This window comes from Chitinophaga sp. 22620 (assembly GCF_052044405.1).
GTDB lineage: Bacteria > Bacteroidota > Bacteroidia > Chitinophagales > Chitinophagaceae > Chitinophaga.
Window position 1 is genome coordinate 1,667,622 of the sequence record NZ_JBQEMV010000001.1, and the last position, 18,802, is coordinate 1,686,423.

Sequence of the window (18,802 nt, forward strand, 5' to 3'; positions counted from 1 at the left end):
TCAAAAAGAATACTGCGTTACGGGCCAGGTTTCGTACAAGGAAACTTTGCGGACCGGCCCCGTAATGCGCTGTTAGCAAATTTTATCACCGAAAGCTGAACGCTTCCACGTATTAACGTTATGACAATGAAATTCACGTTCGCTGCTCCTGCATGCCTGTGCCTGGGAATGTTTATCCTGTCTTCCTGCGGAAAAAAGAATTTCCTGGACCAGACCGAAACTACCAACCTGAACGAGCAGACTGTATTTACGGATAGCGCCCGTACGGTGGCTTTCCTTACCAACATTTACATCGACATCGGTTTTGCCGAAAGCGCCACCCGCTTTGGCAACGGCGGCCTGGACGCGGCCAGCGACGAGGCGGAGGCCCAGAAGTCGGCCAACGTCACCACGTCTATCCAGTTTGCGACCGGCACCGTAAACCCGACCATCATCAGCAACGACGCCTGGAACCTGCCCTATACCAATATCCGCAGGGTGAACCAGCTGCTGAAACATTTGCCCGGGGCGCCCATTCCACCGCATATCCGGAACGTGATGGCAGCGGAAGCGCGGTTCCTGCGGGCCTGGTATTATGCCATCCTGCTGAAACATTACGGCGGCATCCCGCTGCTGGGCGATTCCGTGTATGCCGTGACCGATAAGATCCCGTCCGTGCGCAATACCTACCAGGAATGCGTGGACTACATCGTTTCCGAATGTAACGCCGTGGCCGCATCGTTGCCACTGGTGCGGATACGCGAGGACTATGGCCGGGCCAGCGGTGGAGCTGCCCTGGCGCTGAAAGCCCGGGTGCTGCTGTTTGCCGCCAGCCCGTTGTTCAACGGGGGCGGCATAGAACCGGGGAATAATGTTACCGGATATGCAGTCGCTGATCCCGAACGCTGGAAGCTGGCTGCAGATGCTGCTTTGGCGGTGATGAACACTGCCGCCTATTCGCTCAATGAAGACAATACCACCGCGCCGGGCTATGGCTTTTACAAGCTATTTACCCTTCGCGTGAACACCGAATATATCCTGGCCAAAATGCAGGGTGGCAACCGCGAGCTGGAATCGGCCTGGCAGCCGCCGTCGCGCAACGGCGCGAAGGGCGGGTTCCCCTACCAGGAATTCGTGGACGCTTTTAACATGGCCAACGGCCTGCCCATCACCGATCCGGCATCCGGCTACGATCCCAACGATCCTTACAGGAACCGCGACCCGCGCCTGGCCTATTCCGTGATCCGCGACCAGATGCCGCTGATACAGAACACCGGCCTGAAAGAGCCGGTAAACATCTACCTCGGCCCGGACGGCAAAGGCGTAAGCCAGGATGCCGTACACGCGGGCACGCCTACCGGTTATTACACGAATAAGATGCTGGATGAGAACATCGCCGCCAACTTCATCCACGGCAGCAACCGGTGCTTCCCGTTGATGCGCTATGCAGAAGTGCTGCTCAATTACGCGGAGGCTTCCAACGAATACGCCGGCCCCACGCAGGAAGTGTACAACGCAGTTGAACTCGTGCGCAAACGTGCCGGGCTGCAGCCATACCAGCTCGCCGCAGGGCTCACCAAAGACCAGATGCGCGAAGCCATCCGCGCCGAACGCCGGGTGGAACTTGCCTTTGAAGGCCACCGCTTCTGGGATGTGAGAAGGTGGAAGATCGCGGAACAAACGGAAAACAAACAAATGAACGGCATGGAGATCAGGCGCAACGGCAGCAACGTCACCTATACCATCTTCCCTGTGCGCAAGCATAATTTCCGGAAAGCCATGTACCTGTGGGCGATCCCGCAGGGTGAAACCGCGAAGTCGCCCGAACTGAAACAAAATCCTTCCTGGTAAAAAAGCAACAACATGAAATTCACGCTCCCGATATGTTTGCTGATGACGCTTTCGCTGGTCATCGCCTCCTGCAAACGCAAAGAAATACTGGTGCCTGAGCAGGCGAAAGACATCGCCGGCGAATGGCGCATCACCAAAGCCATGCGCAATGGGATAGACATCACTACGCTGACTGACTTCACGCAGTTCAGGATCCGTTTCAACGCAGACCAGCAATACACCATCGAAAACCCGCTGCCGTTCATCGTCAGCAAAAACGGCAGCTATGCGATAGACGACCCGAAGTACCCGTTCCGCATCACTTTCAGCCAAACGGGCGGAACCGCCGTGAGCAGCAGCTTTACCTACCCGGTGGTGAACGGTAAACGCAATATGAATTTTTCTTTCAGTCCCGGCTGTGCCGCCAACACTTACCTGTACACGCTCGAAAGAGTGAATCCCTGATCCAACACAAAAACAAGACATGAAAAAACATTTATACGGCATTTGCCTGATCCTGTTGATGCTGGCGGGCTGCGTGTTCCTCGAAGGCGTAGACCAACCCACGTCCGCCAAAGCCGGGGAGGAAATGACCATCACCATGCATAACCGCATAGACGTGGCAGACGGCGGGCGCAGCAACGTGCGGCTGATCATCGGTTTCCTGGCGCCTAAGAGCTGGGCCGCCGCCGCTAATTCCAACATCACCTATACCACCAATTCATACGGCAACGGCAAAATGGTGCTGGTGCCTTCGAACGTGATAGCCGCCAACGGGAAGAACTGGCCCGAATCGCTGAAGGAACGTTTCGGCATGGGCGGCAATTATATGACGGACCAGCTGGAGTGGGTCGTATTCTGGACGGAGCAGACCTATAATGTGCCGCAGGGCGTAAAAGAAAATATCGATGTAAAGATCGTGCTGAAAGCCGGGCCGGAGAACATGCAGTTCAAAACCGGTTATTTCCTCGGTACCAGCAGCGACGGCCTCAGCGATGTGTTTGGTTCCAATAACGTGTACAAAAGCCAGTTCAAAGACTGCTTTATGATCACCGACGGCACCGGCGACCTGATCGACTTCTGCAACCCGGCGATTGCCGCCGTTACGCCCGGCATGGCTACAGACAACGATTTCCTGACGCTGAGCTTTGACCCGGATGTAGTGGAGACGGCGCTGAACGGTGTGGGCAATATTTATCTGTGCGCTAAAGGATATACCACCAACGGGCAGGTGCTGGATGTATGCGCACAAACCGATGCCACGAAGCTGAAAAAATACACCGGCAACAAATCCGCCATCACGTTCTGGCCGCGCGCTTTTTTCAATATGCAGGACGGGCAGGCGCTGGAAAAAATAGAATATTTCTTTACGGACGCAACCGGCACTATCAAAGTGGGATACAGCAACACGGCCAATCCCTTCGTGTATACATTCAAATGCCAATAACCACCATCGTTCCATAAAACTGATACAATGGCTCACAGCTACTTCAAACAATATATTTCAGCCCTTGCCTGTTTTATGCTCGCGTTTTGCGGGAGCGTACAGGCGCAGCAGCCCGGTGCGATGACCGGTTATGTGGCGGATAACTACGGCCAGCCGGTTGCAGGCGCCGCCGTTTTCGTGAAAGGCACGGCGGACAGTACCCGCAGCGATGCCGCGGGCAATTTTACGATAAAGGCCGCAGTAAATAATACACTCATCATTCAATATCCAGGTTACTACACCATCGAGCATAAAGTGCGGGATGCAAAACCAATTGCCCTGCGGCTGGAGGAATTATACATTCCTTCACCCCGGCGCATTCCTGTATTGTACGGAGAAGCATCGCCGAAGAGCCTTGTAGGTTCGGTAGCTACGGTGTATACCAACCAGCTGGCCACCACTCCGGCCACCCTGTACGCTTATGCGCTACCCGGCCGCCTGGCGGGCCTGTACACGCAGCAGGTGAGCGGTTTCCGTAACCCCGCTACCGGCGATAATTTTGATATAGACATATTTGTAGGCAACATTCCAAGGCCCGGCGCGCCGGAGCCGAGCGACAATACCGAGATCGGGCTGTCACTGCGCGGGCAGACGCCGGTAACGATCGTGGACGGTGTGCAGCGGGATATATTTTCCATCGATCCCGAAAACATCGAATCCATTTCTGTGCTGAAAGACGGGCTGTCTACCATTATGCTTGGCCAGCGCAGCTCGCGCGGCATATTGCTGGTAACCACCAAACGCGCCCGCGCAGGCAAGCCCCGCGTGTCGTTCACCGCGCAAACCGGCGTGCAGCAATCTGTGAGCCTGCCGAAGCCTTTGCCTTCCTGGCAATATGCTTACCTGCTGAATGAAGCCCTGCAGAACGACGGTAAGGAACCTTTGTATAAAGAAGCCGACTTCCTCGCCTTCCGCAACCATTCCAATCAGTATACCCACCCTGATGTGAACTGGTACGACGCGATCCTCAGAGACAATGCCTTTTTATCCCGATACAACCTGAACGTTAACGGCGGCGGCAACGTGGCCCGTTACTCCGTTTCGCTGAACTACACCGATCAGCAGGGCATGTTCAAAACCTCCCCCGGCGCCAGCTACAACACCAACGCCGGCCTCAAACGTTACCTGATCAATACAGACGTGAGCATAGACGTGACCGACAACCTGAACGTAGGCATGCAGATCTTCGGCCGCCTGCAGGAAGGAACGCAGCCGGGGGCGGGCACCGGCAACATTCTCAGTACGCTGCTGGCAACGCCCAACAACGCCTATCCCATCTACAACCCCAACGGCAGCTGGGGCGGCACCAACAACCTGAACCACAACCTGCTCTCGCAAACGCTCAACAGCGGCTATATCCAGGACAACAGTAAAGATGTAATGGCGAATGTGGACCTCCGCTACGACCTGGGCGACTGGGTACCGGGGCTGTCCGTAAAAGGAAAAGGCAACCTGTCCATACAATCCGCCAACGCCATAGACCGCAGCAAGCAGGAGCTGGTGTACCAGATGGCCGTCACCCAGGGCGATACGATATATAACAAACACGGGGACGCTATTGCCCAGCGCAACAATTTCATGTCGGTATTTAACGCGCAGTATTTCTTCGGGCAGGTATCGCTGAACTACGAAAGGCAGTTTGGCAGCCATGGCCTGAATGCCGTGGTGCTGGCGGACAGGAGGCAGACGACCTTCAATTACGACCTGCCGGGCAAGGCCACGAATATTTCAGGGAAAATATCCTACAACTACGCAGATAAATATTTCATTGAAGGGGCAGTGAACAGGAGCGGCTATAACCGCTACATACCCAGCAAACAATACGGCACCTTTTTCGCCGGCGGCCTTGGCTGGGACCTGGCGCAGGAAAATTTCCTCAAAGGGACTACAAACTGGCTGAGCCAGCTGAAGCTGAGAGGCACTTACGCCCACACCGGCAACGGGATCGACAATTCAGGGTATTACATCTGGCGGCAGGCTTTCAGCGAGAACAACGGCGTTGGCGGCGGCATTTACGAACAAGGCTCCGCCCGTTCTCCGGCATCCGGCTTCCAGGAAAATGGCCTGGCCAATGTGAATATTTCCTGGGAAACCGCGAAGAAGCTGGACATGGGGATCGACGTTTCCCTGTTCAACGACCGCATACAGATAACGGGGGATTATTACCACGACCGTTATGAGAACATGCTGCAGATAAGAGGCAAAAGCATCGCGCTGTCCGGCGCCAGCTATCCGCCGGAAAATATCGGCGTGAACCTGTACCAGGGCGGCGAGCTGACCGTTACTTACCAGGGCCGCGTGAACAGCTTCAATTATTTCATTACCGCCAACGGCAACATCGAGCAAAGCAAAGTCATTTATATGGACGAGCAGCGCCGGGAATATGAGTGGAACAAAAGAACAGGGCAGCCGGTGGGCATGCGTTTCGGCTACATTGCCGACGGGTTTTTCCAATCCGCCGAAGAAGCCACAGGGAGCGCCACCATTGCAGGTTACAAGCCGGTACCGGGCGACATACGGTATAAGGACCTGAATGGCGACGGCGAGATCAACCAGTTCGACGAGGCGCCTGTGGGCACTTATAAGCCGCGTATCTATTACGGCGCCACCATCGGTTTTTCCTGGAAAGGGATTGAGGCGAGCGCACTGTTGCAGGGCGTGGCCAACCGCGTGAATTACGTGGCCAATTTCGCTACGGAGATGGGCTTCCAGTTCAACAACTTCACCTACGGCCAGGCCTACGAGCAGATCACCGGCCGCTGGACGCCGGAAACAGCCGCTACGGCTACTTATCCCCGGTTGACCGCGGACGCGAACCATACCTACAACAAAGCATCCTCTTCTTTCTGGGTGCGCGACGGCAGCTACTTCAGGCTAAAGAACCTGAGCATCGCCTACAACCTGCCATTCAGCTGGACGCGGCGCATCAAAGTAGGCGGCGTCAAAGTGTTCGCCAACGCGCAAAACCTCTTTACACATGCGGCCTACGACTTTGTAGATCCCGAAGTGGGAGTGGGGGCTTATCCCATACAGCGCGTGCTGAACACCGGTATCAATGTTAAATTCTAGTCAGCCATCTAAATAAAGCACAATGAAGCAATTCCGCATAATGATATTCCTGGCCGGCTGCCTTGCTGCCCTGGCGGCCTGCAACAAGGATTACGAAAAGATACCGCTCGAACAGGTTACCATAGAATACGTTTTTGATAAAGATGATTCGCTGGGTACCTATGCGAATAAATTCCTGAACAGCATTTACTCCAAACTCCCCGGCGGTTACAACCGCGTGGGCGGCGACCTGCTGGATGCCGCTTCAGACGACGCCATTTCCGGGCTGACAGGCACTTCCGCCGTGTTGCAGCTTGCTACCGGCGCTTATACTTCTTACTCCACTATCTCCGGGGAATCGCCCTGGAACGATGCTTACGCGGCTATCCGCTCCGCCAGCATTTTTGTGTCCAATATAGATGTGTCGCCGGTGAAGGAAAAGCTTCCTAACGGCCGCTCCATCCGTTATGCATGGAAGGCCGAAGCGAGGTTTATACGCGCGCTTTTTTATTTTGAGCTGCTGAAACGTTACGGTGGCGTGCCGCTGATGGGCGATAAAGTGCGTGAGCTGGGCGATGATGTACAGGTGGCCCGGAGCTCGTTTGCGGAATGCGTGAACTATATCGTGGGCGAATGCGATGCCATCAAAGACAGCCTGCGGCCCAACCCTATCGTGGCGCCGGAGCTGCACAGCCACCGCGCTACCAGAGGTGCCGCCCAGGCTTTGAAGGCCCGCGTGCTGCTGTATGCCGCCAGCCCTTTGTTCAACGGTCAGAATATCGCCGCCAACAATCCCCTCACCGGTTATGCCAGCTACGACAAAGAACGCTGGAAACTGGCGGCCGACGCGGCGCGCGAGCTGATCGGAGAAAATAAGTTCTCGCTGCTGCCGAATTTCAAAGATGTATTTATTACCCAGAATAACAGTGAGATACTCTTCTTCCGCCAGGGAGGGAATAATACTGAAATAGAAAAGACCAATGGGCCCGTTGGTTTTGCCATTACGGCGCGGGGCCGTACCAATCCCACGCAGGAGCTGGTAGACGCATTTCCCACGAATACCGGTCTGCCCATCACCGATCCCGCATCCGGCTACAACTCCAATAACCCTTACGCCAACCGCGATCCCCGTTTGGCCATGAGCATCATGTACAACGGATCACGCTGGCTGGGCGCTGAGCTGCAGACCTTCGACGGCGGTCAGAACAAGCCAGGCACGGGCTCTGAGCCGGGTTCAAAAACATCCTATTACATGCGCAAGTTCATGGGCAACTTCGAAAATGCCACCCAGTATGCCAATACCAGCCACGACTGGATCATATTTCGATACACAGAAGTGCTGCTCAACTTCGCCGAGGCCGAGAACGAATACAGCGGTGCTACCAGCGAAGTATACCAGGTGCTGAAAGACCTGCGCGCCCGCGCGGGCATAGCAGCAGGGGCAGACGGGATGTACGGCCTCAAAGACGGTATGACGCTTGAACAAATGCGGCAGGTGATCCGCAACGAAAGGAGGATAGAGCTGGCCTTTGAAGAGCACCGCTTCTGGGACATCCGCCGCTGGAAGATCGCGCAGCAGGTATATGGAAAACCATTGCACGGCATGAGCATCATCAAGGAAGGACCGGACTTTAACTACAACGTGGTGGAGGTTTTCAAACCCGTATTCGTTGCGCCGAAAATGTATTTCTATCCCATACCCTACGACGAAGTGGTGAAGAACGACAACATGCGCCAGAACCCGGGCTGGTGAGCCTTATTCCTTTCATGAATTATAACTGAAGAAGATGAAAAATATTATACTGTTCCTCCTGCTGACGGCTATGCCTTTATTTGCAGCCGCCCAGCAAAAAATCATCAGCGGCACCGTAAAAGACCAGAACGGTGTGCTGCCCGGGGCAGCCATTTCGGAAAAAGGCGTTCCCACCAACGGTGTGATCGCTGATCCAGACGGCCGGTTCAAGCTCACCTTAAAAGGCACTTCCCATACCGTGATCGTAAAGCTGATCGGGTTCACCGCGCAGGAAATAAACGTAGCGGGGCTCTCCGCCATCGACGTGGTGCTGCAGCCATCCACCCAGGGGCTGGATGAAGTGGTGATCGTGGGTTTCAACGCCGCCAAACGTATTACGAACACCGGTGCCGTGAGCGCCATTACCGGGGCCGAGATCAGGAATGTGCCCACGGCCAACGTGCAGAACGCGCTGATGGGTAAGCTTCCGGGTTTTGTGTCGCAGCAACGCTCCGGCCAGCCGGGAAGGGATGCCTCCGACTTTTTCATCCGCGGCGTTAGCTCGCTGAACGCGGATGGTAATAAGCCGCTCATCATTGTGGACGATATCGAATATTCCTACGACCAGCTGCAGCAGATAAACGTGAACGAGATCGAAAGTATTTCCATCCTGAAAGACGCTTCCACCACCGCGATATACGGCATCAAAGGCGCCAACGGCGTACTGGTGGTAACCACCCGCCGCGGTAAAAGCGGCCGCCCGCAGGTGAACCTGCGCGTGGAAACGGGGCAGCAGTCGCCGGTAAGAACGCCGGAGTTCCTGGATTCCTACAACACGGCTTTGCTCGTTAACGAAGCATATAAGAACGACGGCTTGCCGCTGAAGTTTACCGATGAAGACCTGGAGCTGTTCCGCAACGGGAACGATCCTTACGGCCATCCGAACGTGAACTGGTACGACGCTGTGTTCAAAAAACACGCTAACCAGGCCAATACCAACGTGGATATTTCCGGCGGCACCGAAGCCGTGAAATATTTCGTTTCCGGCGGTTTCCTTACCCAGAACGGGCTGGTGAGGGACTTTTCCGATCCCCGGAATGAAGTGAATACCAACTATTTTTTCCGCAGGTATAATTTCCGTTCCAACCTGGACATGCGCGCCACGAAAACGCTCACGCTCCGGCTGGACCTTACTACCCGTTTCGGCGACATCAACCAGCCGCGTTCAGCGAACGTAGTGTCTGAAGTGTATAACTTCGAAAAGATACATCCCTATTCAGCCCCGCTGATGAACCCTAACGGCAGCTATGCTTTCGCCGCCGATACCAAAGACGCGCTGCCCACGCTCAACGCCAGGCTGGCCAACGGCGGTTACAGCCGCAGCAAAAGAACGGACTTCAATGTACTGTTCGGCGCCACCCAGCAGCTGGACTTCCTCACCAAAGGCCTTTCACTGACCGGCCGTGTTGCTTACGCCGGCATCGAGCAATATTCGAGGAATCTTTTCCGCGAAGCGGAGCCGCCTTCATTCTATTATAATCCCGCCGACGGGTCGTATACGCTGGACCCGCGCGGTAATTACCGTTTGCAGAAATACCGCGTGACCGGCAACACCGATCTCTATAGCCGCAACGTGAACACACAGGCCTTCCTCAGCTACGACCGCGCTTTCGGCGCGCATACCTTTAATGCGCTGGCGCTTTACAACCGGCAGAGTTTCTCTTTCAAGTCCGATATCCCGGCCAACTTCAGGGGCTTCTCTTTTAAAGTGGGCTATAATTACAAACAGAAATACCTGCTGGATTTCAACGGCGCCTACAATGGTTCAGACCGCTTCCAGGCGAAAAAGAGGAATGGTTTCTTCCCAGCGGTGGGTGTTGGCTGGAGCATTTCGCAGGAATCGTTCTTCAAGGATAATGTCACTTTTGTAAGCCTGCTGAAACTCCGCGGTTCATACGGCGTGGTAGGTTCCGACGTTACTTCCGGCAACAGGTATCTCTTCCGCCAGGAATACTTCGAAGGCGGTGGTTATTCTTTCGGTGAAAACCATACGCAGACCGGTTCTGTTTATGAAGGTGAGCTGGGCAACCTGGACGTGACCTGGGAGAAAGCGAAGAAAGCGGACATCGGGCTGGACGTAAACCTGTTCAAAGACAAACTTTCCTTTACAATAGATTACTTCCATGATATCCGTTACGACCAGCTGGTACGAAAAGGTTCCGTGCCGAATATGCTGGGCGTGGGCTTCAGTCCCACTAATGTGGCCAAAACCAGCAACACCGGCTTCGATGGGCAGATCAACTACCGCGGCAACATCCGCAGCGTGAACTTCAATACCAGCCTGGTGTTCCAGTATTTCAAAAACAAAGTGCTGTTCAAGGACGAAGCGCAACCGGCGTTTCCCTGGCTGCGGGAAACCGGGCTGCCTATCGACCAGCCTTTCGGGTATACTTTTATCGGCTATTACACACCGGATGATATTGCGAAGATACAGGCCAATGCGCATGATAAACCCGCTACGCCGCTCACCGAGTATCCTATCCAGGCCGGCGATCTCAAGTACAAAGACGTCAATGGCGACGGTGTGATCGACAACAACGACCAGGGGCCGATCGGCAAGCCGAACCTGGCCAGCACCGTGCTGGGCCTTACGCTGGGCGCGAATTACAAAGGGTTTAGCATCAACCTGCTGTTCCAGGGTTCTTTCGGTTACAGCTTCAGCGTGGTAGGCACCGGTATCGAAACCTTCCAGAGCCAGTTCCAGCCCATCCACCAGGAAAGGTGGACGCCTGAGAATGCCGCCAACGCACAATTCCCGCGCCTGACCAGCAATCCTACCACCGTGAACAGCGCCCGCACTTATATGTCTGATTTCTGGCTGATAGACGCGCGGTATGTGCGCCTGAAAACGGTGGACCTGGGTTACCAGATGCCCAGCCGCTGGCTGCCGAAGCGCATCAACAACGCAAGGCTTTACGTGAGCGCATACAATCTTTTCACCTGGACCAATTACGATAAATACCAGCAGGACCCTGAAGTATCAAGCAACACCGCGGGCGACGCCTACATCAACCAGCGGGTGGTGAACCTGGGTATCCAGATCGGTTTTAAATAAAATAGCATGAACAAAATGATAATGCTGCTGATAGCAGGCGGCATACTGACCTCCTGCATGAAAAATCCGCTGGACGGTTATAAAAGCCAGGAACGCGCGGTCCTTTCGTTCAGGCTGCCTGAAGGGCAGGTGAGCGAAGCGGAGATCGTGAACGGGGCCGATTCCGCTACCATCACCGTATGGGTGGAAAACGATCCTGACCTGAGCGCGGTAAGCCCGCTGGTGACCGTTTCCAAAGGCGCTTCCGTATTGCCCGCAAAAGGAGTGAAAGTGGATTTTGCTTCCAACGGCAACCGTTATGCTTACAGGGTTACATCGGAAGCCGGTATTGCGAAATACTGGTATGTGCGCATCCTGAAGAAAGACGAACAGCCCGCCGGCCCACGGTTGGAACTGCTGCAGAGCAATGGCCGCTGGGACCCGCGTGTGACCGTTTACAGCGACCTGGATTATAATGATTACCTCACCCGCTACCAGGACTGGAACGGCGGCGACGGATGTTATTCCGTATTGCTGCCCGACGGCCGCATTGTATGGTCGTTCCAGGACAGCTTTTTCGGGCAGGTGAGCACCGACCGTAACCGTACCAGCAACGTCATGCTCCGCAACGCGGCACACTTGCAGCTGGATACTTCCTTACAGAGTTTTATACAACTGAACCCCGGCACCGGTAATCAAAGTCAGACCTGGATCAAATATGGCAACGCGCCCGAAGATCAGGACTGGTACTGGCCCGGAGCCGGCCAGGTGCATAACGGGAAATTCCAGATGTTGCTCAGCCACGTCAGGAAAACCGGCGGCGGCACCTGGGACTTTGTGCATGTAAGCACCGACCTGGCAATCTTCGACCTGCCATCCATGCAGCTCAGCCAGATCGTCAAAGACAAGGACCTGAACAGCAACTACAGCGCAGGCAGCATGAAAGCGCCCGACGGATATACTTACCTGTACGCCACGGAGAACGGTTTCCTCACTTCCTTCATGTATGTGGCCCGCGCCGCAGGCCACGATCTGGCGGGCAACTGGGAATATTACGGGCAGAACGGCTGGAGCGCCACACCGGAGAAGTTCAACGTTTGCAACGATATTTCACAGCCGAATGTATTTTATAAAGACGGCAAATATTATCTCGTATCCCAGCAGATCATCTTCGGCCTGGACATCTTAATATACGAATCCAGCACGCCCGTAGGCCCCTGGACGAACAAACGTACCCTGTACCGCATTCCTGAAAAATACACCGGGGAATTCATCACCTACAATGCCTTCGTGCATCATGCGCTGAGCAGGGAAGGGGAGCTCGTGATCTCTTATAACATCAACCCTGTGGACTTTAACAGCAATTTCAATAAACCCGCCAGTGCAGACCGGTACAGGCCATATTTCGTACGCGTATTCAATTGGAAATAATGTTCAGTAAGAAAGGAAAAGGATTTTTATGCCTGTTGTTGTTCACAGCCATGGCAGCAAAGGCACAGGAAAGGACGATCAGCTTAAACAGTGATGCAAAGGTACAGTGGAAGATCAAAGCGGCGGCTGAAGTGGCGCCTGGCACCGGTCTGCACACCGCGGGCTTTAACGGCAACGATTGGGTGAAAGCCGTTGTGCCCGGAACCGTATTCGGTTCGTTTGTGGAGGCGGGTTTAGAGAAGGATCCCAATTTCGGGGATAATATTTACAAGGTCGATAAAACAAAATACGACCGGGATTTCTGGTACAGGGCTGCTTTTACAGCTTCCGCCGGTAAAAAAGGCGAAAAGCAATGGCTCAATTTTGAAGGCGTGAACCGGAAAGCCGAAGTGTTCCTGAACGGCCGCCGCCTCGGACAGCTGGACGGGTTTATGGACCGCGGCCGGTTTGACGTGACGGGCATTTTGCAGGACGGCAAACCTAATGTGCTGGCCTTGCTGGTAAGCTGGCCCGGTACGCCGATCGTCAATTATTCCAGTCCTACCTACATTTCCAGCGCCAGCTGGGACTGGATGCCTTATGTGCCCGGCCTCAATATGGGGATCACGGATGACGTGTTCCTCAGCAGCTCCGGCCAGGTAACCATCACCGATCCCTGGGTGCGCACGGCATTGCCCGATACTTCGCGGGCCAAACTCAGCATCAGCATGGAGCTGGACAATCACTCCGCTGAAACGCAGGAGGGTACTGTGTCCGGCACGATCCAGCCGGGCGATATCCGTTTTTCAAAGAAAGTAAAGATACAGGCCGGGCAATCGGAGCAGGTATCGTTCCAGCCTGAAATTGAGCGCCCGCAATTGTGGTGGCCCAATGGATATGGAAGCCAGCCGCTTTATACCTGCGATCTGAAATTTACCGCCAGTGAAAATGTATCCGACGAAAAGAAGATCACCTTCGGGGTAAAGCAATACAGTTACGATACGCTGGGCGGCGTACTGCATATTCACATCAACGGCAGGCGCATTTTCGTCAAAGGCGGCAACTGGGGCATGTCTGAATACATGCTGCGCTGCCGCGGAGGGGAATACGATACCAAAGTGAAGCTGCACAAGGAAATGAACTTTAATATGATCCGCAACTGGATCGGCAGCACGACCGACGAAGAATTTTATACCGCCTGCGATAAATACGGCATCCTGGTATGGGACGATTTCTGGCTGAACTCGCATCCCAACCTGCCCAGGGATGTTTTTGCCTTTAACAGGAATGCGGTGGAAAAGATCAAGCGGCTGCGCAACCATCCCAGCATTGCCGTGTGGTGCGGTGATAACGAAGGGTACCCGCTGCCGCCGTTGAATGGCTGGCTCCGCGAAAACGTGGCGGCTTTTGACGGCAACGACCGCCTGTACCAGGCAAACTCACATTCCGACGGGTTAACCGGCAGCGGCCCCTGGACGAATTTTTTGCCGGCCTGGTATTTCACCAGATTCCCCGGCGGCTTTGGCGGAACGCCGGGCTGGGGCTTGCGCACAGAGATAGGCACCGCCGTTTTCACTTCTTTCGAAAGCTTTAAAAAATTCATGCCAGACACCAGCTGGTGGCCGCGCAACAAGATGTGGGACCTCCACTTCTTCGGCCCCTCCGCCGCCAACGCGGGCCCGGACCGGTATGATGATGCCATCAATAAAAGTTACGGCCCTGCTACGGGTATCGAAGATTATTGCCGCAAAGCCCAGCTGGTGAACATCGAAACCAACAAGGCCATGTACGAAGGCTGGCTGCATCATATGTGGAACGATGCGTCAGGCATCATGACCTGGATGAGCCAGAGCGCTTATCCCAGCCTGGTATGGCAGACCTACGATTATTATTATGATCTCACCGGGGCGTACTGGGGCGTTAAAAAAGCCTGCGAGCCCCTGCATATACAATGGAGCGCCGCGGACAATTCCGTGAAGGTGATCAACACTACTTCACAGGATTACGGCCAGCTTCACGCCGAAGCCATCGTGTATAACATGGGCGGTACGCCGGCAAAAGGATTCGGCCGCAAAGCCATGGTAGATGCGGCTTCCAACACCGCCACACCTTGCTTTGACCTGAATTTCAATATGGACAACCTGGCGTTCAAAAAGCAGGCCGTGGCTTCTTCGTTCTCCCCTGAAGGCGGCGAAGCCGGTGCAGTGGCGGATGGCAGCACCGGATCGCGCTGGAGCAGCGGGTATACGGATAATGAATGGGTGTATGTGGACCTTGGCGCCAGCCAGGAAATCAGCAGCGTGGTGTTGCATTGGGAAACCGCTTACGCCCGTGCGTATAATCTCCAGGTTTCGGGCGATGCGCAGTCCTGGACAAATGTATACATCAGCGATACTGCCAAAGGCGGCCTTGAAACCATTGCCTTCAAGCCGGTGAAAGCCCGGTACGTACGCATGCTGGGCCGCAAACGGGCTACAGAATGGGGGTATTCCTTGTATGATTTTGAAGTGTATGGGAAAAAGAACACCACTTTATCTGATGTACAGTTTATCCGCCTGCTGCTGAAAGATGCACAGGGCGGCTTACAATCCGAGAATTTTTACTGGAGGAGTAGTCGCATGGCTGATTACACGGCATTGGCCCAACTGCCGCCCGCGCGGCTGAAAGTTTCTTCCAGGCTGGCGACCCGCGGCGACAGTTCTTACGTCAGCGCAACGATTGCAAATCCCTCGAAGACTCCGGCGTTCGCGGTGCATGTGCAGCTGGTAAGAGCTGATAATGACGAACGGGTATTGCCGGCGGTCATGAATGACAACTATTTTACGTTGCTGAGGGGTGAAAGCAAACAGCTGGAGATCGTTTTCGAGGAGAAGCTGCTGAAGGACGGGAAGTATAAATTGCTGGTGACGCCTTATAATAAGTGATCCTTTCAGGTATTGCTGACGGGCACTGTGATGTTGATTACCACCATCGCTGTGCCCGTCCATACTTTTTAGCGATCTATCTTAAAATGAATATCCGCGAACCGGATAAAATGTTGCCAGTCAAAAATTGTCATATCGTGCTCGCCTGTGCGGTTGTGATAGCCCAGTATGGATGCTTCTATTGCCGTGTCGGGCGCAGGCGGCGTGGCTGGGAGGGCTGACTTGAGGTTATAGAGGCCATAAACCTTTTCCGCATTTTTTAAAGAAAGGAAAGTGCCCGTAGGGTCCGCCCAGAGATCTTTCGTGGCGTTCGTGGCATATACGGGGCGCGGTGCAATCAATGCTATCAGCATATGCTGGTCTACCGGCAGCTCGTTTTCCTGGTCGTTGTATTTTTTGTAATTATTATTGAACCAATGCGGAAAGGTACTGTTGATGCGGCTTATACGCTCCCCGAATTGCCGCCTTGCCAATGCGGCCCCAGAATTGCCTGAACAGTTGCTGATGCAGAGCGCAAACCGCTGATCCTGCGCGGCCGCCCACAGCGCAGCCTTCCCTCCGCGCGAATGCCCTACCACTGCCACTTTCCAGGGATTTACCAGCCGTTCTTCCTTAAAATAGTCCCTTACCCGCGCCGCTCCCCAGGCCCAGGCGCCGATGGCTTTCATGCCGTTATCTGCCTCCAATTGCTCTGGATATAACTGCAAAACACCGTTCATATAAGTATCCTTATTGTCAGGCGCAAGATCGCTGACGTGAAATGCTGCAATGGCATAACCGCTGTCGATCACCATTTCCGCGGGCCAGAACGGGCTTTTTTCTTTCCTGTCGGGATCGGTAATGTTTTTACCGCGATTGTTGATCAGCAGGAAGACCGGCGCAGGCCGGGAGATATTGTTGGGAACGAACAGTACAAGATGGATGGCCACGGACTTCCCCATGCGGTACACCGTGATGCGGGTTTCTTTCAACCTGGCCTTTCCGTCCATCGCCCGGGGCTCTTCCCGCAGGGTGACGAAGCGGATGCTGTCAAAATCCTGCGGCATTTGGCCGTAGATATTGTCTTCGAATAAGCGGAGTATTTCATGCCGGCGGACGTGGTTCCAATCCAGCACATCGGCTACTTTCCTGCCTTTCAGCGTCAGCAGCGGGTCGGGGAGTGTGTAGGCCGGTACTTTGGATTCGTCGTATTGTTGTGCCTGCGCGGCCATGCAGCATAGCAGGGCGAGGATGAAGGGGATGGTTTTCATGCGTGGGAATTTTTATGACCGGATACCAAAATAGAGTTTTATTTCAAAAGATTATACCAGGTCTGCACCGCTCCTCAAAACGATTTTTCCCTCTTTCATCTAAATTTCATTTAACTTTTTACCTTTGCTCCCAAAATCTGCCGTTCTCATCCGCGGCAAATGCCAAATTGTAATCGACGTATTTTTCGTTCCTGTTCTATCCTGCCACCCCGTATTTGAGACATATTAAACCAGGAACTAATTGATAAGTGCCGCCTGAACCGCTACATATTGATGAATCTGCTCTGCTTGTTCGCATCGCTGAAGGTGATGAGCAGGCTTTTTCTGTTCTGTTTTTTACGTGGGCCACGCCGCTCGCCGCTATCGCCATGAAGATAGTGAAGAACGAGTATGCCCGCCAGGAAGTAGTACAGGAAGTATTCATCAAGGTTTGGCTGCACCGCGATAAGCTGGGCAAAGTGGAAAACCTGGGAGCCTGGCTTCGCAAGGTCACCATCAACCAAAGCCTGCTGGCCCTGCAACGCCATGCGGCCGACGATAAACGGCTGGAAGCCATCCAATTAAGACAAAGTTCCTTTGACAATACCAGCACCCTCGAACTGAAAGAGATCCGCCACCTGGTGCACGAAGCCATTGAATCCCTTCCCCGGCAACGGAAAACCATCTACCAGCTGAACCGCGTGGAAGGAAAGACCACCCGGGAGATCGCCGAAGAACTGCAGCTGTCTCACGGCTACGTTCGCAATGCCCTCAGCGCGGCCCTGGCGGCTATCAGGGAACGGCTCACCGCTTCCGGGCTGCTGGCGCTGATGCTTTTACTGCACCGTTAAAAAATTTTTTTTCCGGGATAATGACAAAACCCCGCTTGCCATGATCTTATACTATGAACAGCATGGAAAATACCCGATTACATCATCTGGCGCAGGATTTTCTTGACAACAAACTGGACGCGGCAGGCCAGCAGGAATTCTACGCACTCCTCGGAGATCCCCGCCAACGGGAGGCCCTTGCGGAAATATTCATGGAGCTCACCGGGCAGCCTGATATGGACCTGGCTTTTGATCCCAGCCTCCGGCCTTTGCTGGACAAGGCGACTGCGGTGGACCGCCCCCGTACAGCGCCAGTGCGGCGCATGCATTACTGGGGCTGGGCGGCGGCTATCGGGCTGCTTGTGCTTGCAGGCAGCGTTTACCGTCTTACCGAACAACGCGGCGGCATTGCCCCTACGGCCCACACGAAGGCCGGGAATGTTACACCCGGCAAACAGGGCGCGGTGCTCACGCTGGCAGACGGCTCCACCGTATTGCTGGATAGTATGAACAACGGCGTGGTGGCCAGTCAGTCCGGCACCAATGTAGTGCTGGACAACGGCCAGGTGGTGTACGATCCGGAAGAGACCGCCGCGGCAGCCGCAGCATATAATACGATCTCCACGCCAAGAGGCCGGCAGTTCCGCGTTGTATTGCCCGATGGTACAAAGGTGTGGCTGAATGCGGCATCATCCCTGCGTTACCCGGTGGCATTTACCGGCAATACGCGCGAGGTGCGGATCACGGGGGAAGCTTATTTTGAAGTGGCTGCAGACGCCACTAAACCTTTCTCCGTTCACTTCAGTGAAAAGGGCGTTGTGGAAGTACTGGGCACGGCATTCAACATCAACGCCTATGCGGACGAACCGCTGGTGACAACAACGCTGCTGCGTGGCAGCATCAGGGTGAACAAACAGCAGGTGCTGCAACCCGGGGAACAGGCCAGCATCAACGATAACGACGGCCTGACCGTGGAAAGCAGTGAGGACGCGGAAGACGCGATCGCCTGGAAGAACGGCCTGTTCATCATGCGCGGCACAGACCTGCCGGCATTGTTCCGGCAGATATCAAGATGGTATGATATAGAAGTAGACATGAGAGGCACGCTACCCGACCGCACTTTTGGCGGCACTATCGGGCGGAATGTAAGCCTGACAGACATAATCGAAGCATTGAATATTTATGGCGTGAATTGCAGACTGGAAAACGGCAAACTGATCGTACAACCATAAAAGCATTG

At 54.5% G+C, this 18,802-nt stretch carries 11 protein-coding genes; 10 read left to right on the plus strand and 1 reads right to left on the minus strand.

The genetic code is table 11. The features are described from left to right. Positions 1 to 126 precede the first annotated feature (126 nt). The 8 genes from ACTJIK_RS06920 to ACTJIK_RS06955 are packed head-to-tail and all read left to right on the plus strand — an operon-like array spanning position 127 to position 15,503. Positions 127 to 1,830 (plus strand): RagB/SusD family nutrient uptake outer membrane protein, encoded by a 1,704-nt coding sequence (locus tag ACTJIK_RS06920; protein WP_440645628.1) that lies wholly within the window; start codon positions 127 to 129, stop codon positions 1,828 to 1,830. Positions 1,831 to 1,842: 12 nt separating this feature from the next. Continuing rightward, entirely contained in the window at positions 1,843 to 2,274 is a 432-nt protein-coding gene (locus ACTJIK_RS06925; RefSeq protein WP_440645629.1) for a DUF5004 domain-containing protein, read from the plus strand. Positions 2,275 to 2,293: 19 nt separating this feature from the next. After that, the gene (locus ACTJIK_RS06930) at positions 2,294 to 3,256 is read left to right on the plus strand and encodes a DUF4961 domain-containing protein (RefSeq protein ID WP_440645630.1); all 963 of its coding nucleotides are present in this window, start codon (positions 2,294 to 2,296) and stop codon (positions 3,254 to 3,256) included. 27 nt (positions 3,257 to 3,283) lie between these two features. Beyond that, complete coding sequence (locus ACTJIK_RS06935; protein WP_440645631.1) at positions 3,284 to 6,364, plus strand: SusC/RagA family TonB-linked outer membrane protein; 3,081 nt, start codon at positions 3,284 to 3,286, stop codon at positions 6,362 to 6,364. 22 nt (positions 6,365 to 6,386) lie between these two features. Further along, on the plus strand, positions 6,387 to 8,096 hold the full coding sequence (locus tag ACTJIK_RS06940; RefSeq protein ID WP_440645632.1) for a RagB/SusD family nutrient uptake outer membrane protein: 1,710 nt from the start codon (positions 6,387 to 6,389) through the stop codon (positions 8,094 to 8,096). Positions 8,097 to 8,130: 34 nt separating this feature from the next. Further along, a complete protein-coding gene (locus ACTJIK_RS06945; protein WP_440645633.1) occupies positions 8,131 to 11,190 on the plus strand; it encodes a SusC/RagA family TonB-linked outer membrane protein in 3,060 nt (1,019 codons plus the stop codon). 6 nt (positions 11,191 to 11,196) lie between these two features. Continuing rightward, entirely contained in the window at positions 11,197 to 12,600 is a 1,404-nt protein-coding gene (locus ACTJIK_RS06950; RefSeq protein ID WP_440645634.1) for a DUF5005 domain-containing protein, read from the plus strand. Beyond that, positions 12,600 to 15,503 (plus strand): discoidin domain-containing protein, encoded by a 2,904-nt coding sequence (locus ACTJIK_RS06955; protein WP_440645635.1) that lies wholly within the window; start codon positions 12,600 to 12,602, stop codon positions 15,501 to 15,503. Before ACTJIK_RS06950 ends, ACTJIK_RS06955 begins: the two co-directional genes overlap by 1 nt. Positions 15,504 to 15,571: 68 nt before the next feature. Here the strand turns inward: ACTJIK_RS06955 and ACTJIK_RS06960 are convergent, their stop codons facing one another. Beyond that, a complete protein-coding gene (locus tag ACTJIK_RS06960; protein ID WP_440645636.1) occupies positions 15,572 to 16,753 on the minus strand; it encodes a glucuronyl esterase domain-containing protein in 1,182 nt (393 codons plus the stop codon). Positions 16,754 to 17,001: 248 nt separating this feature from the next. Here ACTJIK_RS06960 and ACTJIK_RS06965 point away from each other — a divergent pair, with 248 nt between their 5' ends. Further along, positions 17,002 to 17,583 (plus strand): sigma-70 family RNA polymerase sigma factor, encoded by a 582-nt coding sequence (locus ACTJIK_RS06965; protein WP_440645637.1) that lies wholly within the window; start codon positions 17,002 to 17,004, stop codon positions 17,581 to 17,583. A 62-nt stretch (positions 17,584 to 17,645) separates the two neighbouring features. Further along, a complete protein-coding gene (locus ACTJIK_RS06970; protein WP_440645638.1) occupies positions 17,646 to 18,794 on the plus strand; it encodes a FecR family protein in 1,149 nt (382 codons plus the stop codon). Positions 18,795 to 18,802: the final 8 nt, after the last annotated feature.